Origin of the sequence: Streptomyces antioxidans (assembly GCF_000968685.2) — a bacterium.
In the GTDB taxonomy this organism is placed as follows: Bacteria; Actinomycetota; Actinomycetes; order Streptomycetales; family Streptomycetaceae; genus Streptomyces; species Streptomyces antioxidans.
In genome coordinates, this window is sequence record NZ_LAKD02000049.1 from 133,448 (window position 1) to 158,804 (window position 25,357).

A 25,357-nucleotide genomic window follows, 5' to 3' on the forward strand; every position below is an offset into this window, starting at 1 on the left:
CCCACCGGCGTCACCGCCGGTCAACGCCCCGCATATGCTCATCCGCATGAGCGAAGCAGCGCAGTTGGACCCCGAAGACCGCAAGATCATCACGCTGGCCCGCTCCGTGCGGGCCCGCAACGACGTGCCGGAGGGCGCCGCCGTCCGCGACGAGACGGGGCGTACGTATGTCGCGGGGACCGTGGCCCTCGACTCGCTGAAGCTGAGCGCGCTGCGGACCGCCGTCGCCATGGCCGTGGCGAGCGGCGCCACGTCCCTGGAGGCCGCCGCCGTGGTGACCGATGCGGAGAGCGCGTCCGAGGAGGACCGCGCGGCCGTCCGTGACCTCGGCGGGGCCGGGACCCCGGTGCTGCTGGCTGGCCCCGACGGCGCCCTGAGGGCCACGCTGGACGCCTGACCGGACCGGCCCCGGGCCCACCTGCCCCGGCGGTCGTACGGGGCCCGGGACGGCTGGTCCGAGCGGGCCGGGGCATCGGGGAGAATGGGGGCCATGACTGCCGGTACCCCCCCGTCCCCGACCGAGCGGCGGGACACCCCGCACCGCTCGGGCTTCGCCTGCTTCGTCGGCCGCCCCAACGCGGGCAAGTCGACCCTGACCAACGCGCTGGTGGGGACGAAGGTCGCGATCACCTCGAACCGCCCGCAGACCACCCGCCACACCGTCCGCGGCATCGTGCACCGCCCCGACGCCCAGCTGGTGCTCGTGGACACCCCCGGTCTGCACAAGCCGCGCACCCTGCTCGGCGAACGGCTCAACGACGTGGTGCGCACCACCTGGGCCGAGGTCGACGTCATCGGCTTCTGCCTGCCCGCCGACCAGAAGCTCGGCCCCGGCGACCGCTATATCGCCACCGAGCTCGCGGGGATCAAGAAGACCCCCAAGGTCGCGATCGTCACCAAGACCGACCTGGTCGAGCCCGAGCAGTTGGCCCAGCAACTGATCGCCGTCGACCGGCTCGGCAAGGAGCTGGGCATCGAATGGGCCGAGATCGTCCCGGTGTCGGCGGTGGACGCGGAAAGAGGAGGGGCCGGACGCGGTCCCTCGGCGCGGGACGGCGGTGGGAGAGGGACCGGCCAAGTCGAACTGCTGGCGGATCTGCTGGTCCCGCTGCTGCCCGAGGGCCCGGCGCTCTACCCCGAGGGCGACCTTACGGATGAGCCCGAGCAGGTCATGGTGGCCGAGCTGATCAGGGAGGCCGCGCTGGAAGGCGTACGGGACGAACTGCCGCACTCCATCGCGGTGGTGGTGGAGGAGATGCTGCCCCGCGAGGACCGCCCCGCGGACCGGCCGCTCCTGGACATCCACGCCAACCTCTACATCGAGCGGCCCAGCCAGAAGGGCATCATCATCGGCCCCAAGGGCCGCCGCCTCAAGGACGTCGGCACCAAGTCCCGCAAGCACATCGAGGCGCTGCTCGGCACGCCGGTCTTCCTCGACCTCCACGTGAAGGTCGCCAAGGACTGGCAGCGCGACCCGAAGCAGCTGCGGAAGCTGGGGTTCTGAGCCCGGTCCACGTGGCCGCTACGCGCCCTCCTTCAACACCGTACGGATCAGTTCCCGCTGGGCGTCGCTCAGCTGGGGATCCGCGGCGTGGACGGTGCGGCCGTCAATGGAGATCTCGTACTGGAAGCCGTCGGGGACGCCGCGGGGGGCCGTGGTGTGGCCGGTCTCGACGGCCTGGTGGGCCAGGGCGTCCAGATGGGTGGCGTCGGGCCGGCCGGTGGTGTCCAGCTCGGCCCGGCGCTCGATACCGGCGAAACCGCCGGTGCGGGTGACGGAGATGCGCATGGCTCCATCACTACCCGATGGCGCGCCCTAGCGCGCGCCCGCGTGGGCCCGCAGATCGGTGATGCCCACCCCGGCCCAGGCCTCCCGCACCGCCGCCTGCTCCTCGCCCTCGCCGTAGCGGGCGTGCGCCGCGGCCACCGTGAGCTGGGCGAAGTCGGCGAACTCCGCGTCGGAGGCCAGATCGCCGCCGGTCAGCACGTCGTACCAGATCTGCCCGGCGCGCTCCCAGGCGTTGCCGCCCAGGGCGGTGGCGGCGAGGTAGAAGGCGTGGTTGGGGATGCCGGAGTTGATGTGGACGCCGCCGTTGTCACGTGAGGTGCGGACGTAGTCGTCCATCGTGCCCGGCTGCGGGTCCTTGCCCAGCACATCGTCGTCGTACGCCGTGCCCGGGGCCTTCATCGAGCGCAGGGCGACCCCGGTGACCCGGTCCGTCAGCAGCCCCGCGCCGATCAGCCAGTCGGCCTCCTCCGCGCCGTGGCCGAGCACGTGCTGCTTGACCAGGGAGCCGAAGACGTCGGACAGCGACTCGTTGAGCGCCCCGGACTGGCCGAAGTACTCGAGGTTGGCGGTGTACTGCGTGACGCCGTGGGTGAGCTCGTGGGCCATCACGTCGACCGGGATGGTGAAGTCCTGGAAGACCTCGCCGTCCCCGTCGCCGAAGACCATCTGCTCGCCGTCCCAGAAGGCGTTGTTGTAGTCCTCGCTGTAGTGGACGCTCGCGTTCAGCGGCAGTCCCGAGTCGTCGATCGAGCGCCGGCCGTACGCCTTGAAGAAGAGCTCGAAGGTCGCGCCGAGCCCGTCGTACGCGCGGTTCACCGAGTCGTCCCCGCCCGCCTGGTCGCCCTCGCCGCGGGTCTTCCTGCCCGGCAGCGAGGTCTTGTGCTGGGCGTCGCAGATGGTGCGCTGGGGCTTGTCGGAGGGGGCGGCCGCCCGCGCGGCCGGGATGCCGCGCACGGTGGTGATGCGGCGGCGGGTGCGCTGGAAGGCGTCGTGCTCCAGTGTGCGGCGGGCGGGATCGGCCAGCGACGCGTCCTCGGCATGGGACAGCTTGTCCAGGACGTGCGGCGGCACGATCGTGCAGAAGGCGGTGTGGCGGTGCCCGTGGGCGGGGCGGGCACGGCGGACAGGGCGGGCGTTGGCGTTGGCGTCCATGGCTGGCAATGTCGCACCGCGTGATGGCTGTGTCACGCCTTGCGGTCATGATTGCTGAAATCGAGTGGAAGATGTGTATTCCTCCGAAGCACATGCTTCGGTCCGCATAGTGATACGGGTCCGCTTCGCCCACACGTCTCGGTTAGGCTGCTTTCCATCATGCGTTTCGGGCTGCTTCTTCTTAGCTGCCGCGGCGAGGGCCTGTAGTCGAACGGCCGACCCCCTCCCCGCGGAGTTCGGCGTTGCTCTGATCACGCCCCGTCGGCCGCCCCAGGACCTCCGCGACGGCGGATCCGTCCAGCGGACAGCGGACCATCCAAGGAGCCCCGCGCACCATGACCCACTCCGATACGCCCGGCCATTCCGAGACCTCCTCGACCCCCGGGACCTCCGCGATCCCGGGTGACGCCGTCGGCCGTCCCACCCCCATCACCGCCGCGACCGTCACCCAGCGCCCCTCGGGGATGCCGATCCACAAGTACGGCCCGTACGAGGCCGTCGACATCCCGGACCGCACCTGGCCTGACAACCGCATCACCGTCGCCCCCCGCTGGCTGTCCACCGATCTGCGGGACGGCAACCAGGCGCTGATCGACCCGATGTCCCCGGCCCGCAAGCGCGAGATGTTCGACCTGCTGGTGCGCATGGGCTACAAGGAGATCGAGGTCGGCTTCCCCTCCTCCGGCCAGACCGACTTCGACTTCGTACGGTCGATCATCGAGGAGGGCGCGATCCCGGAGGACGTGACGATCTCCGTCCTCACCCAGGCGCGCGAGGAGCTGATCGAGCGCACCGTGGAGTCGCTGCGCGGGGCGCACCGGGCCACCGTGCACCTGTACAACGCCACCGCCCCCACCTTCCGCCGCGTCGTCTTCCGCGGCACCCGGGAGCAGGTCAAGCAGATCGCGGTGGACGGCACCCGGCTGGTGGTGGAGTACGCCGACAAGATCCTCGGCGATGACACGGTCTTCGGCTACCAGTACAGCCCGGAGATCTTCACGGACACCGAGCTGGACTTCGCGCTGGAGGTCTGCGAGGGCGTCATGGACGTCTGGCAGCCCGAGGAGGGCCGCGAGATCATCCTGAATCTGCCGGCCACCGTCGAGCGCTCCACCCCGTCCACCCACGCGGACCGCTTCGAGTGGATGTCACGCCAGCTGTCCCGGCGGGAGCACATCTGCCTGTCGGTGCATCCGCACAACGACCGCGGCACCGCCGTCGCCGCCGCCGAGCTGGCGATCATGGCCGGGGCCGATCGCATCGAGGGCTGCCTGTTCGGCCAGGGCGAGCGCACCGGAAACGTGGACCTGGTGACGCTGGGCATGAACCTGTTCTCCCAGGGCGTCGACCCGCAGATCGACTTCTCGCAGATCGACGAGATCCGCCGCACCGCCGAGTACTGCAACCAGATGGAGATCCACCCGCGCCACCCCTACGCGGGCGACCTGGTCTACACCGCTTTCTCCGGCTCCCACCAGGACGCCATCAAGAAGGGGTTCGAGGCGCTGGAGGCGAGCGCGGCCGAGCAGGGCAAGACGGTGGACGAGGTCGAGTGGGCCGTCCCGTACCTGCCCATCGACCCCAAGGACGTCGGCCGCTCCTACGAGGCCGTGATCCGGGTGAACTCCCAGTCGGGCAAGGGCGGCATCGCCTATGTCCTGAAGAACGACCACAACCTGGACCTGCCGCGCAGGATGCAGATCGAGTTCTCCCGGACGATTCAGGCCAAGACCGATGCCGAGGGCGGCGAGGTCACCCCTGGGCAGATCTGGGCGACCTTCCAGGACGAGTACCTGCCGACCGACGACAACCGGTGGGGCCGCATCTCACTGCGCAGCGCGCAGACCTCGACCACCACCGAGGGCACCGACGCGCTCACCGTCGAGGCGGTCGTGGACGGTGCCGAGACGGTGCTGAACGGCACCGGCAACGGCCCGCTGGCGGCCTTCTTCGACGCCCTGGCCGCGATCGACGTGGACGTACGGCTGCTGGACTACTCCGAGCACACCCTGAGCGAGGGCGCCGCGTCCCAGGCCGCCGCGTACATCGAGTGCGCGATCGACGGGCAGGTGCTGTGGGGTGTCGGGATCGACGCCAACATCGTGCGCGCCTCCCTGAAGGCGGTCGTCTCCGCGGTGAACCGGGCTCGCCGGTGATCCTCGGTCCTTACGGATTCCTTGATCTTTACGGATTCCTTCGAAATCCTTCAGATGTGTAGATGATCTTTCACCGGTCTGATCGGATGGGGTCATCACCCCGTTGACCTGGTCACCCACATGGGCCCCGTTCACCCCGCGAGGTGAGCGGGGCCTCGGGTTTGGCCTGTTGTCTCCGTTCGGGGTACTGACGTCACATCATGGATGTGGCTAGCATCACGTCAACGCGGCAACGTGGCCGAAGCGTTATGGAGGTGTGACGTGGTGCACCGGCGAGCCCGCCGTGACCGGGACCTGTGTGTGGTAGGCGTACGCACTCTGTGGCGGACCGTCGGCGATGGTGAGTTCTACTGCCCCGAGTGCGGAGGTGACCGCAACTACCGCCGCCGTACCGGCCGCCGCCGCATCGTGGTGCTCGGCCTGCCGGTGCTGCCGCGCGGTCCGGTCGCGCCCATCGTGGAATGCGCGGCCTGCGCCAGCCGCTACGGCACGGATGTGCTCGACCACCCGACCACGACGCGCTTCTCCGCGATGCTGCGGGACGCGGTGCACACCGTGGCACTCGCGGTCCTCGCCGCGGGCGGCACCGAGGCGACGGCGGTCCGGCAGGTCGCGGTGGGCGCGGTGCGCGCCGCCGGGTTCGCCGACTGCAGCGAAGAGCAGCTGCTCGCGCTCATCGAGGCCCTGGCCGCCGACACCGGGCGGCTGCCGGGCGCGTGCGGCGAGCGTGACGGCCTGGACCCGTGCGGTACGGCGCTGGCCATCGAGCTGCACGAGGCCCTGGAGCCGCTGGCCCCGCATCTGGCCCCCACCGGCCGGGAGGCCATCCTCCTCCAGGGCGCCCGGATCGCCGTGGCCGACGGCCCGTACCGCCCGGCCGAGCGCGCGGTCCTGGAAACGGTCGGCCGGGCGCTGATGATCTGTCCGGACGACACGGCCCGTCTGCTGGCGGCTACAAGGGCGGCGTTCTGAGCAGAGGCGGCGTTCTGAGCGGAGGGTTCCGGTCCGCTCTCCGTACTCCCCGGGGAGTAATCACCCCCGGTCCGCCCCCGGCGTAGTAGCCGCCATTTCCCTCGTCCGCGCGAGGCATCGGCCCCCCGGCGCCGGAAGCCTGGGGGCATGCAGACGACATCGTCAGGGATCGCTGGAGATCCCCAACAACCGGAAGCGCCGCCTGCCGCCGGGCGCGGCGGCAAGCGGCGGCGCTCGCTGCCCTGGGCGGTCATCGCGGGCTGGGTGCTGCTGCTCCTGGTCGCCGCCCCCTTCGCGGGCGATCTTGAGGGCGCCAAACGGGACACGGCCGTCGACTACCTCCCGGCGGGCGCCGACTCCACCCAGGTCGCCCGGCTCCAGGAGCGGCTGCCCGGCGGCGACACCATCGACCTCGTCCTGGTCTTCCACCGCGACGGCGGGCTGACCGGTGCCGACCGTAAGGCGGCCGGTGGGCGGGTCGCCGAGGTGGCGGCCCGCCATGACCTCGTGGGCGGCACGGCGCCGCGCGCCGTCCCGTCCAAGGACGGCACGACCCTGATGTACCCCATGGCGCTCACCGGCCTGACGGACGAGAAGGAGCGCGCCGACGCGGTCAAGGACGTCCGCGCCGGGCTCGCCCCCCGCTCCGGGAACCCCGAGGGCCTGACCGTCCAGGTCGGCGGCCCCGGGGCGCTCAGCGCCGACTCGCAGGAGGTCTTCGCCTCCACCGACGGCACGCTGATGTTCGCCACCGCCGGGGTGGTGGCCCTGCTGCTGATCATCACCTATCGCAGTCCGCTGCTGTGGCTGGTGCCGCTGGGGGTGGTCGGCGTCGCCGCCATGGCCGCGATGGCGATCGTCTACGGCCTCGTCCAGGGCTTCGACCTGACCGTCACCAGCATGAGCTCCTCGATCATGACGGTGCTGGTCTTCGGCGCGGGCACCGACTACGCCCTGCTGATCGTGTCCCGCTACCGCGAGGAGCTACGCCGCCACCGCGCCCCGTACGACGCGATGCGGGAGGCCCTGCGCGGCTGTGGTCCGGCCGTGCTCGCCTCCAGCGGCACCGTGGCCGCCGGGCTGCTGTGCCTGCTCGCCGCCGACCTCAACAGCAGCAGCGGACTTGGCCCGGTCGGCGCGGTCGGGGTCGTCTGCGCGCTGGCCGCCATGGTGACGCTGTTGCCCGCGGTACTGGTGCTGCTGGGGCGGCGGGTGTTCTGGCCGCTGATCCCCGTCTACGGCAGCGAACCGCGGGCGACCCGGCGCGGGTTCTTCGAGGCGATGGGCGACTCGGCCCGCCGCCGGCCGGTAGCCGTGCTCCTCGGCGGCGCCGCGCTGCTGGGTGCCCTCGCCCTCGGGGTGCTCAATATGCCGGGCGACCTCAAGCAGGCGGACACCTTCACCGACAAGCCCGAGTCGGTGGCCGCCACCCAGACCCTCGCCGATGCCTATCCGGACGCCAGCAGCCAGCCCATCAGTGTGATGGCGCGCACCGCGGGCGCGGACGAGGTGCTGCGGCGGGCGCGCGGCACGGAGGGGGTCGTACGGGCGGACACCGGGCGCAGCGGCGGCGGCTGGACCGAGATCGACGTCTTCCCGCGGGGCGCCCCGCAGTCGGCGGAGGAGACGGCCGCGCTGCACGCCCTGCGCTCCGGTCTGGTACGGGTCGGGGGCGCCGACGCCCTCGTCGGCGGTCCCAGCGCCCAGCAGCTCGATCTGAAGGACACCAGTGCCCGCGACCGGACGCTGGTCATCCCGCTGGTGCTGATCGCCGTGCTGCTGATCCTCGCCGCCCTGCTGCGCAGCCTCGTCGCGCCGCTGGTCCTCGTCGTCGCCGTGGTCGCGGTGTGGGGCGCGGCGATGGGGCTCGGCGGGCTCTTCTTCGACCCGGTCTTCGGCTTCGCCGGGGTCGACCCCGGGCTGCCGCTGCTCTCCTTCGTCTTCCTGGTCGCCCTCGGCGTGGACTACGGCATCTTCCTGATGCACCGGATGCGGGAGGAGTCGTTGCGCGGGGCGGACGTCCCGGACGCGGCGGTGACCGCGCTGCGCACGACGGGCGGGGTGATCGCCTCGGCCGGTCTGGTGCTGGCGGCGACCTTCGCGGTGCTGGCCACGCTGCCGATGGTGATGCTGGTCGAGATGGGGTTCGTGGTGGCGGTCGGGGTGCTGCTCGACACCTTCCTCGTGCGGACGTACCTGGTGACGTCGGCGAGCCTGCTGCTGAGGCGGTGGGTGTGGTGGCCGGGCGCGCTCTTCCGCCGTACGCCCGACCCGGCGGCTCCGGCCACCCAGGACGGACCCGCCGCCGGGTCCCGTCCGGAACCGGCCGTACGGGGCGGCTGACACCGGGCCGTACGGGGCGGCTGACGTCCTCTCTCAGCCCGGACCGGCCGCACAGGGGACGGCCGGTCCGGGACTCCCTCCGTACGGCCCTGTGGGCGCCCCTGACGGCCTTACGGCCGCTTCCTGGACCCGTTACCGCCCGCACCGCCCTATGGCGTGCACGCAGCCCTATGGGACGCATACCGCCCCTACGGGACGTGTACAGCCCTATGGCCCGGCCCGAGGCGGATCCCCGAGGATGGAGCCCGTGCCCGTACCCGCTACGACCCACTCCGCGACCACTCCGCCGGAGCGTGCCGCCGACGCCCGGCGCCCCGCCGCGCGGTCCGCCGTCCACCGCGCGATCGCCTCCGCGTCGCGCGCCCTGCACAACGGCCCCCGCCCCGCCGAGACCCCTAAGGAGGCCCGCGGGCGGCGGTGGGTGGACGCCCGGATCGCCGGTGCGGTGCTGGTCCTCCAGGTGGCCCTGGCACTGCTCAACCCCGACCGCAACGGCCACCGCCCGGACGCGCTCGGCTGGGTGCTGCTCGTCGCCAGCGCCACGGTGCTCATCGGGCGGCGGCACAGCCCGATGGTGACCACGGTGGCGGTGGTGTTCATGGTCGGGCCGTACCACGCCATGGACAACGTCCACACCGCGGTCGTCCCGGCCGGGCTCCTCGCCGTCTACACCCTCGCCGTCATCGGCCCGCCGCTGCGGTCCTTCCTCACCGTCACCGCCGTGATCTCGATCATGGTGTCGGCGATGGCCCTGAGCGGGCGGCCGCACGCCGGTCTCGACATGCTGCGCACCTCCGGCTGGGTGCTGTCGGTCGTGGTGATCGGCGAGGCCGTCCGCATCCACCGCAAGTACATCGCCGCGATCCTGGAGCGGGCCGAACGCGCCGAGCGGACCCGCGAGGACGAGGCGGCCCGGCGGGTCGCCGAAGAACGGCTGCGCATCGCCCGCGATCTGCACGATCTGCTCGCGCACAGCATCACCCTCATCGGCGTCCAGACCTCCGTCGCGGCGCATGTCCTGATCGCCGACCCCGAGCGGCTGGACCGGGAGGCGATGGCCAAGGCGCTCGACTCGATCGCCGACACCTGCCGGGACGCCCGCGCCGAACTCCGGGCCACCCTCCAGGTGCTCCGCGGCGGCGCGGGCGGCGACGCCGACCGCGCGGACGAGGAGGACACCGGGCCGCTGCCGGGGCTCGCCGGACTCGCCGACCTGGCCGCTGCGGCGGAGGCGGCGGGCGTCCGTGTGGACCTTACGGTCGACGTGGAGGCGTCCGAACTGTCGCCCGCCGTGGGCGCCGCCGCGTACCGGATCGTGCAGGAGGCGCTGACCAACGCCGTTCGCCACGCGCCCGGCACGAGGGTGCGGATCACGCTCGTACGGGACGAGGGGGAGCTGTGCGTCGCCGCCGTGGACGACGGCCCCAGGGGCGAGGAGCCGCCCGTCACCGCGCCCGTCGAGACGGGCTACGGCATCGTGGGCATGCGCGAGCGGGCCCGCAGCGTCGCGGGCACCCTGTCCGCCGGACCGCGCGAGGACGGCCCCGGCTTCGCGATCAGGGCCGCCCTGCCGTGGGGGAGGAGCGGCCCGCCCGGCGCCCGTACGGCCACCGACACCAACACCGCCACTGGCTCCGGCGCTGCCCTCGGCACCAGGACCGACACCGACACCGGCACCGGCACCGGACAGACCGCCGTACCGCCCAGGGAGGCCACCGCATGACCACGCCACCGGGCCCGCCGTCCGGAACCGGCCCAGTGCCCCTCGCCTCGGACCCCGCACCGGACCCCGCCCCCGGGGCCGCCGCGCCGATCAGGGTGTTGCTCGCGGACGACCAGACGCTGGTCCGCTCCGCCTTCGCCATGCTGGTCTCCTCGGCCCGCGACATGGACGTGGTCGGGCAGGCGGGCACCGGCCGTGAGGCGGTCGAACTGGCCCGCACCGCACGCGCCGACCTCGTGGTCATGGACATCCGGATGCCCGACCTCGACGGCATCGAGGCCACCCGCCGGATCGCGGCCGACGAAGACCTCGCCGGGGTCAAGGTGCTCGTGCTGACGACCTATGACACCGACGAGCACATCGTCGAGGCGCTGCGCGCGGGCGCGTCCGGCTTCCTGGTGAAGGACACCAGACCCGCCGAACTCCTGGACGCCATACGGACCGTGGCGGCGGGGGAGTCCCTGCTCTCGCCCGGCCCCACCGCCCGGCTCATCGCCCGTGTGCTGCGCCTGCCGGAGGCCCCGCAGCCGGGCGTTCCCGCGCCCGCCGCGCTGGCCGCGCTCTCCGAGCGCGAACGGCAGGTGCTCGCCCTCGTCGCGCGGGGCCTCAACAACGCCGAGGCCGCGCAGACCCTCGGCCTCTCACCGCTCACCACCAAGACCCATGTCAGCCGCATCATGGGCAAGCTGGGCGCCCGCGACCGCGCCCAACTCGTCATCGCGGCCTATGAGTCCGGCCTGGTCACCCCGACTTGTCGGTCGGAATCTCCTTGACGTCGGCCGTCGGGGCGTTCTTCTTGACGGATTCGACGCCCTTCTGCGCGGCGGACTTGGACTCATAGGCCTCGCCGACCGCGATGATCTCGCCGTTGCCCGCCTTCAGCCGGAAGCGGTGCTTGCCGCGCTTGTCCTCGTAGATCTCAAACTTGCCCGCCATGGATGCCACCTCCATTAGCCGTCCCAGCCCCCTCAAACCACCGTAGAGCGGGCCATGCGGGCTCGCACTCCCGGAGCCGAAGCTCGCACTCCCGGTGCCCATCGGAGTCCATCGGAGCCTGAGGGCGTCATCAGGGAGCGCCGAACAGCGCGCGGCACGGCTCCAGTCCGGCGATATCGACCGGGGTGGCGCGGTGCTCCTCCCAGGCCGCACGCTCCAGCCGCAGCCGCTGAATGGTGCGGGCCTCGCCCCGTACGGCGACCGTGGACAGCCCGTCGGAGCGGTAGCCGAGCCGCCGGGACACCCCCAGCGAGCGGCCGTTCTCCACCATCGCACCCGAAATCAGCGACAGCGCGCCCAGGCCCTCGAAGGCCAGGTGCGCCACCGCCGCCCGCATCTCCGTGCCCAGGCCCTTGCCCTGGTGGGCGGTGCCCAGCCAGGAGCCGGTCTCGGCCTCCCGCGCGACGGCGAACTCGGTCGCGAACAGGTCCTGCCGCCCGATCACCGCCCCCTCGTGCAGCACCGCGAGGCTCAGGGTCCACTGCTCCGGCCGCCATTCGGCGATGGTGCGCAGCACATGCTGGAAGGTGGCGCGTCCGCGCTCCTCCGGGGGCGCGTCGGTCCACGGGATGGAGAAGGGCATCTCGTCCGGGTCGTGCACCCCGCCCGCCGCGACCGCGGCGAGCTCGTCGAGCCGGGGGACGTCGGGAAGCCGCAGCTCCAGGCGCGGCGTACGCAGGCGAAGCCCGTACAGGGGCCAGTAATGGGGGTCCATGACGGGAGGCTGCCGGAGCCGTGGCCGCCGAGTCGAGTCAATTACGGCCGACGGCGTGGCCCGCCCCGCGCGCGGGTGCGCAATTCGTTTGCCGTGGTGCGGTATTCGGACGCATCCTGACCCGATGCTGATCCGACGAGAGACCCGCTCCGACATCGACGCCGTACGGGCCGTCACCTCGGCCGCGTTCGCGAAGTCGGACACCTCGGACGCCTCGCACGGCTCGCACCCCCCGGCTCCCGTCGAGGCCACGCTGCTGGACGCGCTCCGGGTCTGCGACGGCTGGCTGCCCGCGCTGTCGTTCGTCGCCACCGGCGACCGCGGCGAGGTGATCGGCCATGTCGTGTGCACCCGCGGCCACGTCGGCTCCGACCTGGCCCTCGCCCTCGGCCTCGGCCCGCTCAGCGTGCACCCTGCCCATCAGGGGCGCGGCGTGGGCCTCGCGCTCGTCCACGCGGTGCTCGGCGCCGCGGACGCGTTCGGCGAATCGCTGGTCGCCCTGCTGGGCAGCCCCGCCTACTACGGTCGGTTCGGCTTCCGCTCGGCGACCGAGTACGGCATCACGGCCCCGGATCCGGCCTGGGGCGAGTACTTCCAGGTCCGGACCCTGACCGCCTATCAGCCGACCGTCAAGGGGCCCTTCCAGTACGCCGAGCCGTTCGACCACGTCTGATCCGGCGGGATCCGGGCGGACGCGGCAAGGGGGGAGCCGGGGCTCCCTCTCCCGGCCGGGTGCGGACCGGTGAAGTCGGGCGTGGGGCATGACCCCCGTACAGCCCCACGCCCGACTTTCCCGAGCGCCTGCCGAACGCGCGGCCATCACGCGTATGGGGCAGGCCGGGCACCCGGACGCCGGGCCTTACCCGAACTGGCCGGGCTGGTAGTCGCCCGCGGGCTGCTGGACGATGACGTTCAGCCGGTTGTAGGCGTTGATGACGGCGATGATCGACACCAGAGCGGCGAGCTGTTCCTCGTCGTAGTGGGTGGCGGCGTTCGCCCACGCCTCGTCCGTGACACCACCGGCCGCGTCGGCGATGCGGGTGCCCTGCTCCGCGAGCTCCAGGGCGGCGCGCTCGGCGTCGGTGAACACCGTGGCCTCCCGCCAGACCGCGACCAGGTTCAGCCGCGTCGAGGTCTCCCCGGCCTTCGCGGCGTCCTTGGTGTGCATGTCGGTGCAGAAGCCGCAGCCGTTGATCTGGCTGGCCCGGATCTTCACCAGCTCCTGTGTCGTGGCCGGTAGCGCCGAGTCCGAGATCACCTTGCCCGCGGAGCCGAGGTGCTTGAGGAAGGTGCCGATGAGCGGGCTGCCGAAGAGGTTCAAGCGAGCGTCCACGATGGGCTCTCCTATGCGGTCTTATGCGATTGCCGTGGTTACACCTCCCTGACGGCACGGAGCGGAGAGATGTGACAGCCCCGAACGTGACCTGTGTCTCACCCCAACGGATCGTGACGCCTCCAGCGGGTCCGCGGCGGCCTCATCCAGCGCAGCACCGGTGCCGCCCACACCCCGGGCGCCCTGGCCGACGGCTTCGGCACCGCCTTCTGGTGGTCGGTGGCCCTCACCGCCGTCGCCGTCCCGCTGTGCCTGCTCCTGCCCAGCCTCCCCGCACCGGCGGGCCCCGAGGACGCCGCCGAGGCGGAAGCCGCCGCCGAGTGACGCTCACACCGCGCCCGGGTTAGCCGACCGTTAGCGGAGCGGCAGTCTCGCGGTAGGGGGCCCGACCAGAGTGGGTGACGCACCAAGGAGACCACCACACCGAACGCCCCTGGGGGGACCCGCGATGAACTCCAACACCACTGTCCGCACCGCCCGTCGCCGCACCCTGCGCATTGCCGCCGCGGCCCTGGTCGCGGCCGCCAGCTTCAGCCTGACCGCCTGCAACGACTCGGACGACACCGGCTCGAAGCCCCCGGCCTCCTCCGCCGGGTCCAGCAGCGCGGACACCGCCACCGGAACGAAGGGCTCCGACGCCAAGACCGAAACCGGGGCGGGCGCCAAGACCGACACCAAGGCGGGCGCTACGGACGGGGCGGCATCCCCGGACCGTACCGAGACCCTGGTGGACGGCAGTACCGCAAAGATCCACAAGCTGGGCGACCTGCACTACCGCGTCCAGATCGTCAACGACGGTGACGTCCTGGCGACGCTGGAGGCGAACGAGCACGACGCCGGGCTCGATGCCAACGGCATGTACGTCGTGGTCACGTCGGGCGGCGAGGTCCAGTCCTGGATGGGCGGCGAACACCGGGCACCGGGCACCTTCAACCTGGCGGGCGGTTGGACGGCCAAGGTCACGAAGGTCGGCGAGGCTCGGTACCGTGCGCAGATCATCGGCAACGAGGGCTCGGTGGACGGCACGCTGGAGGCGAACCAGCACGATGACGGACTCGACGCCAACGGCGTGTACATCGTGCTCAGTACCCGCGGCGTGATCAGCTCCCACGAGTAAGCGTCTGCGTGAGCAAAAGCGTCCGCGCGAGTATGCGTCCGCGTCGCCGCGGCGGTGGAGCACCTTCCGATGGCTCCACCGCCGCGGCGACTTCTCGCGTTCTCTCCGTAGACTGACGGGCATGGCATGCCGCATCAGTGAACTGGTCCTCGACTGCGTCGACCCCGAACGGCTCGCGGCGTTCTGGAGCGACGTCCTCGGCTACGTCGAACTCGACCGGGATGACGACGGAAGCATCGAGATCGGACCGCCCGACACCGGCTTCGGCGGCCCGCAGCCCACCCTCGTCCTCAGCCCCAGCAGCGACCCCCGGCCCGAGAAGCTGCGGCTGCACATCGACGTCAACGCCACCGACCGCGACCAGGACGCCGAGTTGGAGCGGCTGCTCGCGCTCGGCGCCAGGCCCGCGGACGTCGGTCAGACCGGCACCGAGAACTGGCACGTCCTGGCCGATCCGGAAGGCAACGAGTTCTGCCTTCTGCGCCGCCGGTTCCAGCCCCTCTGACCGGCTTCGGCAAAAATCGGTGGAGCGGCACCGCCGTGCGCCGTTACCGTGCTGCCGACTGACGTCGTCTAGGCAAGGGCGTGCCGTTGTACACCGTGTGAGACCTCCCAAGCGCTGATCTGTTGCGCGTCGCGCATATGCGCCGCGCCTCTTTTTGCTGCGGATTTCTCACTGAAACCGGTGTACTTCTGTGCTCTGTAACTGGGTGGTCATGCCCACCTGCCTGCCGCTCGTTCTCCGCCGTTGCCACGCGTGCGCGTCCGAGCGCTTCCGGGCAAGCGGTAAGTTCCGCGTCAACGCCCACCACAAGCTCATCGAAGCCTGGCTGCTCGTGCTCTGTACCGCTTGCGGGGAAACCGCGAAGCTCACGGTCCTGGAGCGGATGAATGTGCGCTCCGTACGACCTGAGCTGCTGGACCGGCTGCACGACAACGACCCCGGCCTGACGGCTGAATTGCTCCAGGACCCGGTCGTACGGCACCGCAATCGCGTCGCCCTCGACTGGGACGGCGCCTGGCGCCTCGACACCGGCGGTTCGGATCACCTGGACCGCGAGGTGATCGACGTGTCCGTCCGCTTCGCGGCGCGGATCCCGGTCCGGCCGCTGCGGCTGATCGCCGAAGGGTGCGGCCTGTCACGGGCCGAGGTGGAAAGGCTGATCGCGGAGGGCAAACTCGTTTCGGCGGTCCGGCTGAGCACCAAGCTCAGCGGCGACTTCACCTTCACGCTCAAGCGCTGAGCCCTCCTCAGGACCAGGGGCCTGTCCGGCGCCATCCGCCGGGCAGGCCCTAGTCGCGGAACGAACCGTCCGCCCTGCGCGCGTGCCCGGACAGCAGGTGCCCGCACTGCGGGCAGTGCCGCCTGAACCCCTTCTTGACCAGATAGCTGATGCCGATGGTCACCACATGCATCAGCCCCACCGCCGCGTTCTGGAACAGCCGCCCCAGCCACGACCTCGTACATGTCTCACAGTCCCGGCAACCGGCCGCCATGGCGTATCCCCCAACTCGTCGCTGACTTGCCCCCCCCGCACCACCAGTGTGCGCGGTGGAGAACGCCGCCGGGCCACCAACCGCCCTGCCTCCGCTGGGTTGTGACCGGCCCAGATCGCGTCCAGCACACGGCTGTGACATCGCGGGGGCGAGGTTGCGGCCGCGACATCGCACACCCTGCGCCGCGAGTTCCTGGCCGACCTTTCCACCCACCACGGCGAGGACTCGGACTTGGCCAGCCCTTGATCACTCACTTCGGGGCGTTCGCGCGCACCATGAGGGTGCCGACGTCCTCCGGTCTGGGCGCGGGGAGCACACGGGCGTCGATGTCGGTGAACCCCGTCCGCTTGAGCAGATCGGCCCACCACGGCGGCGGGTATGACCAGCGCAGGAGGGTGAGCTTGCGGCCCGCGAGGCCGTTCCCGTACATGGGCTGTGGGCCGTAGTAGCCCTCGAGCGGTTCGGCCTGCGAGAAGGCGAGGGTGCCGCCTGGGCTGAGGCGTTTGGCGATCAGTGGGATCAGTTCATCGGGATCGGTGAACCAGAGCGCGCCCCAGACGGAGAAGACCGCGTCGTACGTCGTCTCAGCCGCAGCGAGGTAGCCGCATGCCTCGGCTTGGACGAATGTCAGCCCAGGGGTGCCGTCCCACCAGCGGCGGGCGCGTGCGACCTGGGCGGCGGAGAAGTCCAACGCGGTCACCGCGATGCCGGTACGAGCGAGGTACACGGCCTCCTTGCCCTCGGCGCAGCCCAGCTCCAGCGCGGTACGCGGGCTGCCCAGGAACTCCTCGCCGGGGCCGTGCCCGTCGTACTGGGTCCACGCGAAGGCCCCCACGTCAGGCGCGGGCTGCTCGCCCTCCCCGCGGTACGGCTTGTAGGCGTCCCAGTACTCCGGCAAGGTGGTCGACTCGCGCGGCATGGGCGTCCTCCGGGGTGTCCGACAGGCTGGCCAACGTACCCATGTCTGCCGTTGGCCACAGCGGAATCACGTCGTCTCAGCCGCACGAGTGCCGAGCGCGCCCAGGTCGCACACTGACCACCCTCGTGCGAGCTGGCAGTGGGTCAGGCCAGAGCGGACGTGGGCGGGGCTTCCATCAGCGGTGCGCGCAGCTCGAACCAGATGTGCTTGCCGGTGGGACGCAGGCTGTTCTCCCAGGTGACGCCCCATGCGTAGGCCAGCTCCTGCATCAGGAACAGCCCGCGTCCGCCCTCCTCGTCGGGCCTTGCGTCGCGGGGGTACGGGTGGCGTTCCGGGGAGCCGTCGCGTACGGCGATCGTCGCGATGCGGTCGCGGACGAGGGTGTCGATGTGGATCAGCTGGGTGTCCGTGTGCTGGTTGACGTTCGTCACGGCCTCGGAGACCAGGAGTTTCGCCGTGTCCGCGAGGTCGTGCAGGTCGTTGGCCTGGAGGAGTGCGGCGATGGCGTCACGGCAGACCCTCGGGCTCTTGGGGGAGTTGGGGGCGCTGAGTCGGTAGGCGTACGGAAGGTTTGCGGCTTCGGGCATGGCGGTTCTCCCAACGCGGTGCGTGGCTTGTTCGTCACGCTGTGGTAAGGACCATAGGGCATGCTGGGTAACGAGTTCCACTATCGCGGTGGAACTCGTTAGGATGTGGGATCGTCGTCCCAGGTACCGGAGAGGGGAACGCGTGGGGCAGAGGACGGCCACGACCGCGAGGCAGCGGCGTCTCGGCACAGAGCTGCGCAAGATGCGCGAGCGGGCAGGCATGAGCGTGGTGGAAGCCGGTCAACTCCTCGGCGTGAACCGCACTCGCATCAGCAATATCGAGGCTGCGCGTTTCGGCGTGAGCGAGGACCGCATCAGAACGCTCGCGACCATTTACTCCTGTATGGACAGGGCGTACGTCGACGCTCTCGTCGTCATGAACGAGGAACGCGTCCACGGCTGGTGGGAGGACTACCGGGGCAAGACTCCGGCGAACGCACTCGACTTGGCCGAGCTCGAACATCACGCGGTGGCCATGCGCTCGGCGCAGATCATGCATGTGCCCGGGCTGCTCCAGACGGAGGATTACGCGAAGGCCGTGTTCTCCACCACCACGTCCAGCCCTACGCCGACGCAGTTGCGGGCCAGCATTTCCTACCGGCTCAGGCGCCGGGACGTACTGGACAGGGACGATCCGCCGCAGTGCACCTTCCTCATCCATGAGGCCGCGCTGAGAATGGAGTTCGGCGGACCGAAGGTGATGCGGGCACAGTTGGAGCAGCTCATCGAGTCATCGCAGCGGGGCAACGTGACCGTACGCGTGGTTCCGTTCTCGGCGGGTGGGTTCTCAAGCCCAGGCATGAGCACGCTCTACGCGTTCGGGCCGGTCCGGCAACTGGACACCGTGCAGGCCGATACGCCCTCGGGTGTTGCCTTCCTCGATACGGAAGCGCACCTCGAACGCTACGGCAGTATCTTGGACCAGATGGAAGCCTTGGCCCTTTCGCCAGAGGCCACGAGTGACCTCATCCGCGATATAGCACAGCGACTCTGACAACGGGAGATGCCCCGATATGCACTGGCGGAAGTCCTCGTACTCCGGAGAGGATGCCGAGCACAACTGTGTGGAACTCGGCCGCGTGCCGGACGCCGTACTCCTCCGCGAGAGCGATGATCCCGGCGTCGTGATCACAACCACCCCAGCTGCTCTCCGAGGGCTTGTCGCGAGGATCAAGACCGGCGGGTTTGACCACATGGCTAGCTGAGGGGGTGGACATGCACCACTGGCGGAAGTCCTCGTACTCGGACCAGAACGAGAGCAACTGCGTCGAACTCGCGCAGCGTGCCCCCACCGCGATCCTCCTGCGCGAGAGCGACGAGCCGCAGACCGTGATCGCTACCACCCCCGACGCGCTGCAGGCGCTTACCCGGGCCGCCCGGGCCGGGCGGTTCGATTGGCTGTCCCGCTAGGGGACAATGGGCGCCATGAGTCTGTTCCGCGACGACGGCATCGTGCTGCGCACCCAGAAGCTGGGCGAGGCGGACCGGATCATCACCCTGCTCACCCGCAACAACGGCCGCGTCCGCGCCGTCGCGCGGGGGGTGCGGCGTACGAAGTCCAAGTTCGGGGCGCGGCTCGAACCGTTCAGCCACGTTGACGTGCAATTCTTCGCGCGCGGTGGGGGCGAGCTGATCGGGCGCGGGCTGCCGCTGTGTACGCAGAGCGAGACCATCGCCCCGTACGGTGGGTCGATCGTCACCGACTACGCCCGGTACACCGCCGGTACGGCCATGCTGGAGACGGCCGAGCGGTTCACCGACCACGAGGGCGAGCCCGCCGTACAGCAGTATCTGCTGCTCGTCGGCGCGCTGCGCACCCTCGCCGCCGGGGATCATGAGCCGCATCTCGTCCTGGACGCGTTTCTGCTCCGTTCCCTCGCCGTCAACGGCTACGCACCGAGTTTCGACGACTGCGCCAAGTGCGGGATGCCCGGTCCGAACCGGTTCTTCTCGGTCGGCGCGGGCGGGGTCATCTGCGGAGAGTGCCGGGTGCCCGGAAGCGTCGTACCCTCGGCGGAGTCGCTGACGCTGCTGGGCGCGCTGCTGACCGGGGACTGGGAGACGGCGGACGCGTGTGAGCTGCGGCACGCCCGGGAGGGCAGCGGGCTCGTGGCGGCGTATTTGCACTGGCACCTGGAGCGGGGACTTCGGTCGCTGCGGTACGTAGAGAAGTAGCAGCAGAAGCAGTAGTACAGAGAGCAACAGCTGAGGGAGACGTGGCAGGCATGGCAGGACGCGGGTTTCTGGGCCGACAGCGGCGCGAGTACCGGACCCCGGAACCGCATCCGTCCGGCGCCCGGCCGCCGAAGATCCCCGGTGAGCTGGTGCCGCAGCACGTGGCCTGCGTGATGGACGGCAATGGCCGCTGGGCCAAGGAGCGCGGACTGCCGCGCACCGAGGGGCACAAGGTCGGCGAGGGCGTCGTGATGGACGTGCTCAAGGGCTGCCTCGAGATGGGCGTCAAGAACCTCTCCCTCTACGCCTTCTCGACCGAGAACTGGAAGCGCTCGCCCGACGAGGTGCGCTTCCTGATGAACTTCAACCGCGATGTCATCCGCCGCCGCCGCGACGAGATGGACGCGATGGGCGTGCGGATCCGCTGGGCGGGCCGGATGCCGAAGCTGTGGAAGTCGGTGGCGCAGGAGCTCCAGGTCGCCCAGGAGCAGACCACGGGCAACGACGCCATGACCATGTACTTCTGCATGAACTACGGCGGCCGTGCGGAGATCGCGGACGCGGCGAAGGCGCTGGCCGAAGACATCCGGGCGGGCCGCCTCGATCCGTCGAAGGTGAACGAGAAGACGTTCGCGAAGTACCTCTACTACCCGGACATGCCGGACGTGGACCTCTTCCTGCGCCCCTCGGGCGAGCAGCGCACGTCCAACTACCTGATCTGGCAGAGCGCGTACGCCGAGATGGTGTACCAGGACGTGCTGTGGCCGGACTTCGACCGCCGTGACCTGTGGCGGGCGTGCCTGGAGTTCGCCTCGCGGGACCGCCGCTTCGGCGGGGCGATCCCGAACGAGGAGCAGCTGAAGAAGGACTCCCCGTCCGCGTAAGCGGTAGGAGCCCGTGCGCGCGGTAGGAGGACCGACCCTCTTACTCCGCCGTCACGATCCGCTCCACCGCCGCCGCCACCAGCTGATCCCGCTCCGCCTCCGTGAACACCTCCGGCAGGGTGAGCTGCTCGACGATCAGCCAGTTCAGCGCCAGCATGAGCAGCTTGACGGCCGTGGCGCCGCCGGGCAGGCCCGACTCCTCGTGGTACGCCACGTTGGCCTCGACGTCGGCCCGGACCCGCTCGGTGAGGACCTTGCGCAGCCCGGGCCGACGGGTGGCCTCGAGGCGGAGTTCCAGCAGCGCCAGATAGCCGGTGCGGAAGGCGGCGACGCGGCTGACGAGCTCACGCATCAGCTCCGCGTAGGTCTCCCGGTCGCGCCCCGCCGCCCGCTGGCGGGCGACCGTGGCCTCGTCGGGCTGGAGCCGCTCATAGACGCGGGCACCGGCCTGGGTGAGTACGTCGTCGCGGCTGCCGAAGTAGTTGGACGCTGTCCCGGCGGGTACGGCGGCCTCGGCGTCCACCGCGCGGAAGGTCAGTCCGCGCGCGCCCTCCCTGGCCAGTACCTCGATCGCGGCGTCCACGAGGGCGGTGCGCCGCTGGTCGTTCCGTCTCACCATTGACACCACTCCAGCTGTAGTACTACATTTTGGCCACTACAGTCAGAGTACTATGTGGGGAGCGGCTTGAGATGCGAAAGCTCGTGTACTACGTCGCCGTCACGCTCGATGGCCGCATCGCGGGTCCCGGCGGCGAGTACGACTTCTTCCCCAGCGGTGACGCCCAGCAGTCCGCCGCCTACTCGACCTGGGTCAACTCGCTGTTCCCCGAGACGGTCCCGACCGCGTACCGCGCGGCGGTCGGCCTGGCCGACGCGCCGAACCGGCGCTTCGACACCGTCGTCATGGGCCTCGGCGCCTACCGTCCCGCCCTCGACGCGGGGGTCACCAGCCCGTACGCCCATCTGCGCCAGTACGTGGTGTCCAGCACCCTCAAGCCCGACACCGATCCGGCCGTCACCGTTGTCCCGGGCGACCCGATCGCCCTCGTACGCGAGCTCAAGGGGGAGGACGGCGCGGGGCTGGACGTGTGGCTCTGCGGCGGGGGCGCGCTCGCGGGCGCCCTGCTGCCGGAGATCGACGAACTGGTGATCAAGAACTACCCCGTTGTCGCGGGCGCCGGGACCCCCGCCTTCGACGGTGCCTTCGATCCCACCGTCTTCGAGGTCGCCGAGCGCACGGCCTTTCCCAACGGCGTCACGCTCACCCGCCTGACCCGCCTCGCCCGTCGCTGACTTGGGACTGTTCAGGTCGGATCCTCACCGCTCATTGCCCGCCCGCAGCCAGGCGATGTACTCGGCGACCGCGCGCTCGGTGTCGTAGGCGGGCGCGTAGCCGGTGTCCTGCTGGATGCGGGTGATGTCGAGGTGGCGCGGCGGGGTGGTGCCGCCGGTGGGGAGGTCGACCCGAGCCTCGGGGACGACCTTCTTGATGGCGGCGATGATCTCGGCATTGCTCGTGGCGCGGCCGGAGGCCACGTTGTAGGTGCGGTGGTTGAGGCGGTCCGCGAGTTGGAGTAGTGCGATGGCCCGGCCCGCGTCCTTCGCGTAGCACAGGTCGAGCGAGTCCTCCGCGTACGCGGGCCCGGGGAGCGGGGAGAGGTCCGGCCCGGTGCCGCGCACGGCGGCGTGGATGAGCTCGGGGGCGGCGAAGAACAGCGGACCGTGCGGCTCGAGCGGCCCCCAGATGCCGGAGATGCGGTAGTTGATGATCTCGATGCCGGTGGCGTCGGCCAGGTGGTCGTTGAGGAGTTCGCCGACCTTCTTGAAGGTCGGGATGAGGTGCCCCGAGCTCAATGACACGGGCATGTCCTCGGTGAGCGGGCCCTGGGCTCCGCCGTCTTCGCCTTCGCCTCCGCGTCCGCCTCCGCCGTAGACGCCGATCGTGCTCGCGACGCCCACCCGCCGCACGCCCCAATCCCGCGCGGCTTGGAGGACGTTGAGCAGACCGCCGATCGCCGTGCGCGTCGCCTCGACGGGTTGCTCGGGGTCCGGCGGCCAGGGCATGGACCCCGCGAGGTGCACCACGCCGGTGATCTTGTGGCGGGTGCCCACGTCGAGCAACTCGCTCAGATCGGTGATGTCGGCCCGCTCCACCACGACCGGCGCGTCAAAACGCCCGACCGGCGGCTCGGTGGAACTGCGCTGGACCAGCACACACTCCTCGCCCGCGGCCAGCAGGGCCTGCACGGTGTGGGAGCCGATGAAGCCAAGCCCCCCGGTGACCAGAATCATTGCTGAGCTCTCCTTGTGGCATGGTTACGGCTGCGCCGGAAAACGGATCCTCGTTCCGATTAATATACGGATCCTCGTTCCGTTTCGTCAACGGCCCGCACCGGGATTGAGGCGGCTGCTGAAACGGGGGCGTGGGCCGGAAAAGATCGTCGGCAAGCTTCAAGGCGGTGGAGACTGTGGGCTGGTTCTTTCCGATGTGATCAGGAGCCCCCAGTGGACGACTTGGAATTCGCCGACGCTCTGGAGACGGTCCTGAGGGACCTCCAGGCACGGTGCGCGGTGCGGCCGGAGGTACGTACGGACGACGGGTACGGGACCATGCTCTGGGCGCCGGACGGTTCGGCCCAGGGCCTGACGTCACCAGTGGGCGGCACCGCCGCGGAGCTGCTGGCGCACCTGGCTGACCAGGTCCAGGGCTGGGCGGTGGAGGCGCTGTGGTCCGAGGGCGCATCGGCGGTCTGGCCACCGTGTCCGACACACCCGGACACGCATCCGCTGACGGCGACTGTCTCCACGGACACGGCGGTGTGGGTATGCCCGAAGACGGGGGCGACGGTGGCGCGGATCGGGGAGCTGGAGTCTCTGTGACTCGATAGCCGAGATGAGTCAATGACTCACTCAATGGCTGAGTGCTCAGTGCCGACCCGCCTGGCCTTGAGCCGTTCCCCGGCGGCACTCTTTGCTCGTTGCAGAGGCCACGTTGAACGGTCCGTGATGGTCGCCGCCCTAGCCTGGGAGCACGACGCGTTCGCGCGTCGCCGGTTCGCCGAGGTCCATCCCCATCGTGCCCTCGGCCGACAGCACATCCCCGAGCCACGCCTGGACGCGCACCCCGGGCAGCTCCCGCCGTACCGCCTCCACCAGCCGCCGGGCCTTCGGATGGCGCGCCGCGGACAGGCTGCCGTCATGCTCCAGCGGGCCCGCGTGGACGTACGGAGCCCGTACGCCGGTGCCGCGCATCCGCCGGATCAGCCCGGCCAGCTGGGCCTCACCCTTGCTCCCGTCCGCCCGGGCGTGCCCCAGCCACACCGCGTCCCGGGCGCGGGATCCCCCGCGTACTGCAGCCGCAGCGCCACCCCGGCGGTCAGTACGGGCACGACCAGCAGCACAGCGGCACCCGCCGCCACCCGCTTGGGCCGCTTCAGCCGCGGATGCGCCCAGCCCCGCACCGCCCGAGCACGGAGCGCGCTCGGCGCAGCACACGGAGGACGGGGGTCAGGCCTGGGACGTCTTGGCCGCGGCGCAGTCGCCGCAGGTGCCGAAGATCTCGATGGTGTGGGCCACGTCCACGAAGCCGTGCTCGGCGGCGATCGCGTCGGCCCACTTCTCGACGGCGGGGCCCTCCACCTCGACCGCCTTGCCGCAGGCGCGGCAGACCAGGTGGTGGTGGTGCTCCTCGCTGTTGCACCGGCGGTAGACCGCCTCGCCCTCCGTGGTGCGGAGGACATCGACCTCACCGGCGTCGGCGAGGGACTGGAGGGTGCGGTAGACGGTGGTCAGGCCGACCGAGTCGCCCCGGTGCTTGAGCATGTCGTGGAGCTCCTGCGCACTGCGGAACTCATCCACCTCGTCCAGTGCCGCCGCCACCGCGGCGCGCTGTCTGGTGGACCGGCCGCGTACTGGGGGACCGGCGGTCGCCACAGCTGCCTCCTCAACCTCGCATGCTCCGTCGCTCTCGGGGCTCGTTCCGCACCCACCGCGCTTTCTGCCCGGCCATTGTGCCAGTTATCGCTCGGGTGGCGGACGAGAGTGATGGGACGGGCGACGGGGCCGGGCATTGGCCGCCGGGTGGTGGACGAGCGGTCGACTATGGGCGTCCACCGCGAGCGGTGGACTCCACAAGTACATCGTCCCCCAGGGTGCAGCGTTCCTCGGCCGCGGCCAGCTGCTGGGCGCGTCTTTTCGCCAGGGGCGCGGCCAGGGCCGTGATCAGGGCGAAGACACCGATCGCGAGGACGACGATGCTCGCGCCGGGCGGGACGTTCTCGTAGAACGAGAAGACCGTGCCGGACAGGGTCACCACGACGCCGATGGTGATCGCCAGCGCCAGCGTCATCGCGAAGCCCCGGGTGGCCTGCTGGGCGGCGGCGACCGGGACCACCATCAGGGCGCTGACCAGGAGCAGCCCTACGACGCGCATGGCGACGGTGACCGTGACGGCCGCGGTGATGGCCAGCAGCAGATTGAGCGTGCGCACCGGGAGGCCGGTCACCCGGGCGAACTCCTCGTCCTGGCACACCGCGAACAGCTGGCGGCGCAGCCCCAGGGTGATCAGCACGACGAAGGCGGCGAGCAGGGAGATCGCGATGACGTCCTCGGGGGAGACCGTGGTGATCGAGCCGAAGAGATAGGTGGTGAGGTTGGCGTTGGAGCCGGTCGGCGAGAGGTTGATCAGCAGCACACCGCCCGCCATCCCGCCGTAGAAGAGCATCGCGAGCGCGAGGTCGCCCCGGGTCTTGCCGTACCAGCGGATCAGCTCCATGAGGACCGCGCCGAGAGCGGAGACGAGGACGGCGGTCCACACCGGGTTGGTGCCGGTCAGGAAGCCGAGGGCGACGCCCGTAAGGGCGACATGGCCGATACCGTCGCCCATGATCGCCTGACGGCGCTGGACGAGGTAGATGCCGACGGCGGGCGCCGTGATGCCCACCAGCACCGCGGCGAGCAGGGCCCGCTGCATAAAGGCGTAGTCGAGGATCTCGAGCAT

General features: G+C 70.8%; 31 protein-coding genes. 18 read left to right on the forward strand and 13 right to left on the reverse strand.

Translation table 11 applies throughout. The features are described from left to right. Positions 1-46: 46 nt before the first annotated feature. Positions 47-397: a cytidine deaminase gene (locus tag VT50_RS19975; protein WP_046086806.1), complete on the forward strand. Its 351-nt coding sequence runs from the start codon at positions 47-49 to the stop codon at positions 395-397. A gap of 93 nt (positions 398-490) precedes the next feature. Further along, the gene (locus tag VT50_RS19980; RefSeq protein ID WP_107424839.1) at positions 491-1,504 is read left to right on the forward strand and encodes a GTPase Era; all 1,014 of its coding nucleotides are present in this window, start codon (positions 491-493) and stop codon (positions 1,502-1,504) included. Between the two features lie 18 nt (positions 1,505-1,522). On the opposite strand, the gene VT50_RS19985 is transcribed toward VT50_RS19980, so the two are convergent. Both VT50_RS19985 and VT50_RS19990 read right to left on the reverse strand, forming a co-directional pair. Further along, positions 1,523-1,789, reverse strand: a complete 267-nt coding sequence (locus VT50_RS19985) for a protealysin inhibitor emfourin (protein ID WP_046086777.1) — start codon at positions 1,787-1,789, stop codon at positions 1,523-1,525. A gap of 27 nt (positions 1,790-1,816) precedes the next feature. Next, positions 1,817-2,941, reverse strand: a complete 1,125-nt coding sequence (locus VT50_RS19990; protein ID WP_240529226.1) for a M4 family metallopeptidase — start codon at positions 2,939-2,941, stop codon at positions 1,817-1,819. A gap of 335 nt (positions 2,942-3,276) precedes the next feature. Here VT50_RS19990 and leuA point away from each other — a divergent pair, with 335 nt between their 5' ends. The 5 genes from leuA (at position 3,277) to VT50_RS20015 (ending at position 10,908) form a co-directional block, all read left to right on the forward strand. After that, a complete protein-coding gene (gene leuA, locus VT50_RS19995; protein ID WP_240529227.1) occupies positions 3,277-5,097 on the forward strand; it encodes a 2-isopropylmalate synthase in 1,821 nt (606 codons plus the stop codon). A 261-nt stretch (positions 5,098-5,358) separates the two neighbouring features. Next, positions 5,359-6,069 carry a TerB family tellurite resistance protein gene (locus tag VT50_RS20000; protein ID WP_046086776.1) on the forward strand — a complete coding sequence of 237 codons (711 nt, stop codon included), beginning with the start codon at positions 5,359-5,361 and terminating at the stop codon, positions 6,067-6,069. Positions 6,070-6,216: 147 nt separating this feature from the next. Next, positions 6,217-8,412 carry an MMPL family transporter gene (locus tag VT50_RS20005; protein WP_107424840.1) on the forward strand — a complete coding sequence of 732 codons (2,196 nt, stop codon included), beginning with the start codon at positions 6,217-6,219 and terminating at the stop codon, positions 8,410-8,412. A gap of 238 nt (positions 8,413-8,650) precedes the next feature. After that, on the forward strand, positions 8,651-10,135 hold the full coding sequence (locus VT50_RS20010) for a sensor histidine kinase (RefSeq protein ID WP_075200376.1): 1,485 nt from the start codon (positions 8,651-8,653) through the stop codon (positions 10,133-10,135). A gap of 140 nt (positions 10,136-10,275) precedes the next feature. Then, positions 10,276-10,908, forward strand: coding sequence for a response regulator (locus tag VT50_RS20015; RefSeq protein ID WP_046086801.1), 633 nt, complete (start codon positions 10,276-10,278; stop codon positions 10,906-10,908). Here VT50_RS20015 and VT50_RS20020 read toward each other — a convergent pair. Continuing rightward, a complete protein-coding gene (locus VT50_RS20020; protein ID WP_046086775.1) occupies positions 10,877-11,071 on the reverse strand; it encodes a YegP family protein in 195 nt (64 codons plus the stop codon). The two genes, VT50_RS20015 and VT50_RS20020, sit on opposite strands and share 32 nt — an antisense overlap. A gap of 130 nt (positions 11,072-11,201) precedes the next feature. Beyond that, a complete protein-coding gene (locus tag VT50_RS20025; RefSeq protein ID WP_206269439.1) occupies positions 11,202-11,846 on the reverse strand; it encodes a GNAT family N-acetyltransferase in 645 nt (214 codons plus the stop codon). A gap of 124 nt (positions 11,847-11,970) precedes the next feature. Between VT50_RS20025 and VT50_RS20030 the strand changes: the two genes are divergently transcribed. After that, positions 11,971-12,519, forward strand: coding sequence for a GNAT family N-acetyltransferase (locus tag VT50_RS20030; protein ID WP_046086774.1), 549 nt, complete (start codon positions 11,971-11,973; stop codon positions 12,517-12,519). 186 nt (positions 12,520-12,705) lie between these two features. On the opposite strand, the gene VT50_RS20035 is transcribed toward VT50_RS20030, so the two are convergent. After that, positions 12,706-13,179 carry a carboxymuconolactone decarboxylase family protein gene (locus VT50_RS20035; protein ID WP_046086773.1) on the reverse strand — a complete coding sequence of 158 codons (474 nt, stop codon included), beginning with the start codon at positions 13,177-13,179 and terminating at the stop codon, positions 12,706-12,708. Positions 13,180-13,627: 448 nt separating this feature from the next. Here VT50_RS20035 and VT50_RS20045 point away from each other — a divergent pair, with 448 nt between their 5' ends. The 3 genes from VT50_RS20045 to VT50_RS20055 all read left to right on the forward strand — a co-directional run bounded on the left by VT50_RS20045 (position 13,628) and on the right by VT50_RS20055 (position 15,540). After that, positions 13,628-14,296: a hypothetical protein gene (locus tag VT50_RS20045; RefSeq protein WP_046086772.1), complete on the forward strand. Its 669-nt coding sequence runs from the start codon at positions 13,628-13,630 to the stop codon at positions 14,294-14,296. Positions 14,297-14,417: 121 nt separating this feature from the next. Then, positions 14,418-14,801 (forward strand): VOC family protein, encoded by a 384-nt coding sequence (locus tag VT50_RS20050; protein ID WP_046086771.1) that lies wholly within the window; start codon positions 14,418-14,420, stop codon positions 14,799-14,801. Between the two features lie 190 nt (positions 14,802-14,991). After that, the gene (locus VT50_RS20055) at positions 14,992-15,540 is read left to right on the forward strand and encodes a DUF1062 domain-containing protein (protein WP_046086770.1); all 549 of its coding nucleotides are present in this window, start codon (positions 14,992-14,994) and stop codon (positions 15,538-15,540) included. Positions 15,541-15,589: 49 nt separating this feature from the next. Here the strand turns inward: VT50_RS20055 and VT50_RS20060 are convergent, their stop codons facing one another. The 3 genes from VT50_RS20060 to VT50_RS20070 form a co-directional block, all read right to left on the reverse strand. Beyond that, positions 15,590-15,793, reverse strand: coding sequence for a hypothetical protein (locus VT50_RS20060; protein WP_046086769.1), 204 nt, complete (start codon positions 15,791-15,793; stop codon positions 15,590-15,592). Positions 15,794-16,043: 250 nt separating this feature from the next. Beyond that, positions 16,044-16,712 (reverse strand): class I SAM-dependent methyltransferase, encoded by a 669-nt coding sequence (locus VT50_RS20065; protein ID WP_046086768.1) that lies wholly within the window; start codon positions 16,710-16,712, stop codon positions 16,044-16,046. 143 nt (positions 16,713-16,855) lie between these two features. Next, positions 16,856-17,299 carry an ATP-binding protein gene (locus VT50_RS20070; RefSeq protein ID WP_046086767.1) on the reverse strand — a complete coding sequence of 148 codons (444 nt, stop codon included), beginning with the start codon at positions 17,297-17,299 and terminating at the stop codon, positions 16,856-16,858. A 142-nt stretch (positions 17,300-17,441) separates the two neighbouring features. Here VT50_RS20070 and VT50_RS20075 point away from each other — a divergent pair, with 142 nt between their 5' ends. Genes VT50_RS20075 through VT50_RS20095 form a run of 5 tightly spaced genes read left to right on the forward strand, consistent with a single transcriptional unit; the run spans position 17,442 to position 20,358 of the window. After that, positions 17,442-18,293, forward strand: a complete 852-nt coding sequence (locus tag VT50_RS20075; RefSeq protein WP_107424841.1) for a helix-turn-helix domain-containing protein — start codon at positions 17,442-17,444, stop codon at positions 18,291-18,293. 19 nt (positions 18,294-18,312) lie between these two features. Beyond that, positions 18,313-18,504, forward strand: a complete 192-nt coding sequence (locus VT50_RS20080) for a DUF397 domain-containing protein (protein ID WP_046086765.1) — start codon at positions 18,313-18,315, stop codon at positions 18,502-18,504. Positions 18,505-18,514: 10 nt separating this feature from the next. Next, a complete protein-coding gene (locus VT50_RS20085; protein WP_046086764.1) occupies positions 18,515-18,709 on the forward strand; it encodes a DUF397 domain-containing protein in 195 nt (64 codons plus the stop codon). 15 nt (positions 18,710-18,724) lie between these two features. Beyond that, positions 18,725-19,474: a DNA repair protein RecO gene (gene recO, locus VT50_RS20090; RefSeq protein WP_046086763.1), complete on the forward strand. Its 750-nt coding sequence runs from the start codon at positions 18,725-18,727 to the stop codon at positions 19,472-19,474. Between the two features lie 50 nt (positions 19,475-19,524). Next, a complete protein-coding gene (locus VT50_RS20095) occupies positions 19,525-20,358 on the forward strand; it encodes an isoprenyl transferase (RefSeq protein WP_046086762.1) in 834 nt (277 codons plus the stop codon). Between the two features lie 40 nt (positions 20,359-20,398). On the opposite strand, the gene VT50_RS20100 is transcribed toward VT50_RS20095, so the two are convergent. Then, positions 20,399-20,977, reverse strand: a complete 579-nt coding sequence (locus VT50_RS20100) for a TetR/AcrR family transcriptional regulator (protein ID WP_046086761.1) — start codon at positions 20,975-20,977, stop codon at positions 20,399-20,401. A gap of 71 nt (positions 20,978-21,048) precedes the next feature. Between VT50_RS20100 and VT50_RS20105 the strand changes: the two genes are divergently transcribed. Continuing rightward, positions 21,049-21,651, forward strand: a complete 603-nt coding sequence (locus VT50_RS20105) for a dihydrofolate reductase family protein (RefSeq protein WP_046086760.1) — start codon at positions 21,049-21,051, stop codon at positions 21,649-21,651. 24 nt (positions 21,652-21,675) lie between these two features. Here VT50_RS20105 and VT50_RS20110 read toward each other — a convergent pair whose 3' ends face one another. Beyond that, positions 21,676-22,650, reverse strand: coding sequence for an NAD-dependent epimerase/dehydratase family protein (locus VT50_RS20110; protein ID WP_046086759.1), 975 nt, complete (start codon positions 22,648-22,650; stop codon positions 21,676-21,678). 213 nt (positions 22,651-22,863) lie between these two features. Between VT50_RS20110 and VT50_RS20115 the strand changes: the two genes are divergently transcribed. Next, positions 22,864-23,238 carry a hypothetical protein gene (locus tag VT50_RS20115; RefSeq protein WP_046086758.1) on the forward strand — a complete coding sequence of 125 codons (375 nt, stop codon included), beginning with the start codon at positions 22,864-22,866 and terminating at the stop codon, positions 23,236-23,238. 138 nt (positions 23,239-23,376) lie between these two features. On the opposite strand, the gene VT50_RS20120 is transcribed toward VT50_RS20115, so the two are convergent. The 3 genes from VT50_RS20120 to VT50_RS20130 form a co-directional block, all read right to left on the reverse strand. After that, positions 23,377-23,679, reverse strand: a complete 303-nt coding sequence (locus VT50_RS20120; protein ID WP_053048596.1) for a hypothetical protein — start codon at positions 23,677-23,679, stop codon at positions 23,377-23,379. A gap of 186 nt (positions 23,680-23,865) precedes the next feature. Beyond that, positions 23,866-24,291 carry a Fur family transcriptional regulator gene (locus tag VT50_RS20125; protein ID WP_046086757.1) on the reverse strand — a complete coding sequence of 142 codons (426 nt, stop codon included), beginning with the start codon at positions 24,289-24,291 and terminating at the stop codon, positions 23,866-23,868. Between the two features lie 166 nt (positions 24,292-24,457). Next, positions 24,458-25,357: a metal ABC transporter permease gene (locus VT50_RS20130; RefSeq protein WP_046086756.1), complete on the reverse strand. Its 900-nt coding sequence runs from the start codon at positions 25,355-25,357 to the stop codon at positions 24,458-24,460.

Bases quoted from the DNA above. Each gene is read 5' to 3' on its own strand.
- VT50_RS20030 (WP_046086774.1), top strand. From the start codon at position 11,971: ATGCTGATCCGACGAGAGACCCGCTCCGACATCGACGCCGTACGGGCC.
- VT50_RS20025 (WP_206269439.1), bottom strand. From the start codon at position 11,846: ATGGACCCCCATTACTGGCCCCTGTACGGGCTTCGCCTGCGTACGCCG.
- VT50_RS20110 (WP_046086759.1), bottom strand. From the start codon at position 22,650: ATGATTCTGGTCACCGGGGGGCTTGGCTTCATCGGCTCCCACACCGTG.
- VT50_RS19975 (WP_046086806.1), top strand. From the start codon at position 47: ATGAGCGAAGCAGCGCAGTTGGACCCCGAAGACCGCAAGATCATCACG.
- VT50_RS20060 (WP_046086769.1), bottom strand. From the start codon at position 15,793: ATGGCGGCCGGTTGCCGGGACTGTGAGACATGTACGAGGTCGTGGCTG.
- VT50_RS20085 (WP_046086764.1), top strand. From the start codon at position 18,515: ATGCACCACTGGCGGAAGTCCTCGTACTCGGACCAGAACGAGAGCAAC.
- VT50_RS20095 (WP_046086762.1), top strand. From the start codon at position 19,525: ATGGCAGGACGCGGGTTTCTGGGCCGACAGCGGCGCGAGTACCGGACC.
- VT50_RS20065 (WP_046086768.1), bottom strand. From the start codon at position 16,712: ATGCCGCGCGAGTCGACCACCTTGCCGGAGTACTGGGACGCCTACAAG.
- VT50_RS20015 (WP_046086801.1), top strand. From the start codon at position 10,276: ATGCTGGTCTCCTCGGCCCGCGACATGGACGTGGTCGGGCAGGCGGGC.
- VT50_RS19985 (WP_046086777.1), bottom strand. From the start codon at position 1,789: ATGCGCATCTCCGTCACCCGCACCGGCGGTTTCGCCGGTATCGAGCGC.
- VT50_RS20050 (WP_046086771.1), top strand. From the start codon at position 14,418: ATGGCATGCCGCATCAGTGAACTGGTCCTCGACTGCGTCGACCCCGAA.
- VT50_RS20020 (WP_046086775.1), bottom strand. From the start codon at position 11,071: ATGGCGGGCAAGTTTGAGATCTACGAGGACAAGCGCGGCAAGCACCGC.
- VT50_RS20080 (WP_046086765.1), top strand. From the start codon at position 18,313: ATGCACTGGCGGAAGTCCTCGTACTCCGGAGAGGATGCCGAGCACAAC.
- VT50_RS20010 (WP_075200376.1), top strand. From the start codon at position 8,651: ATGGAGCCCGTGCCCGTACCCGCTACGACCCACTCCGCGACCACTCCG.
- VT50_RS19990 (WP_240529226.1), bottom strand. From the start codon at position 2,941: ATGGACGCCAACGCCAACGCCCGCCCTGTCCGCCGTGCCCGCCCCGCC.
- recO (WP_046086763.1), top strand. From the start codon at position 18,725: ATGAGTCTGTTCCGCGACGACGGCATCGTGCTGCGCACCCAGAAGCTG.
- VT50_RS20070 (WP_046086767.1), bottom strand. From the start codon at position 17,299: ATGCCCGAAGCCGCAAACCTTCCGTACGCCTACCGACTCAGCGCCCCC.
- VT50_RS20005 (WP_107424840.1), top strand. From the start codon at position 6,217: ATGCAGACGACATCGTCAGGGATCGCTGGAGATCCCCAACAACCGGAA.
- VT50_RS20105 (WP_046086760.1), top strand. From the start codon at position 21,049: ATGCGAAAGCTCGTGTACTACGTCGCCGTCACGCTCGATGGCCGCATC.
- leuA (WP_240529227.1), top strand. From the start codon at position 3,277: ATGACCCACTCCGATACGCCCGGCCATTCCGAGACCTCCTCGACCCCC.
- VT50_RS20100 (WP_046086761.1), bottom strand. From the start codon at position 20,977: ATGGTGAGACGGAACGACCAGCGGCGCACCGCCCTCGTGGACGCCGCG.
- VT50_RS19980 (WP_107424839.1), top strand. From the start codon at position 491: ATGACTGCCGGTACCCCCCCGTCCCCGACCGAGCGGCGGGACACCCCG.
- VT50_RS20130 (WP_046086756.1), bottom strand. From the start codon at position 25,357: ATGCTCGAGATCCTCGACTACGCCTTTATGCAGCGGGCCCTGCTCGCC.
- VT50_RS20045 (WP_046086772.1), top strand. From the start codon at position 13,628: ATGAACTCCAACACCACTGTCCGCACCGCCCGTCGCCGCACCCTGCGC.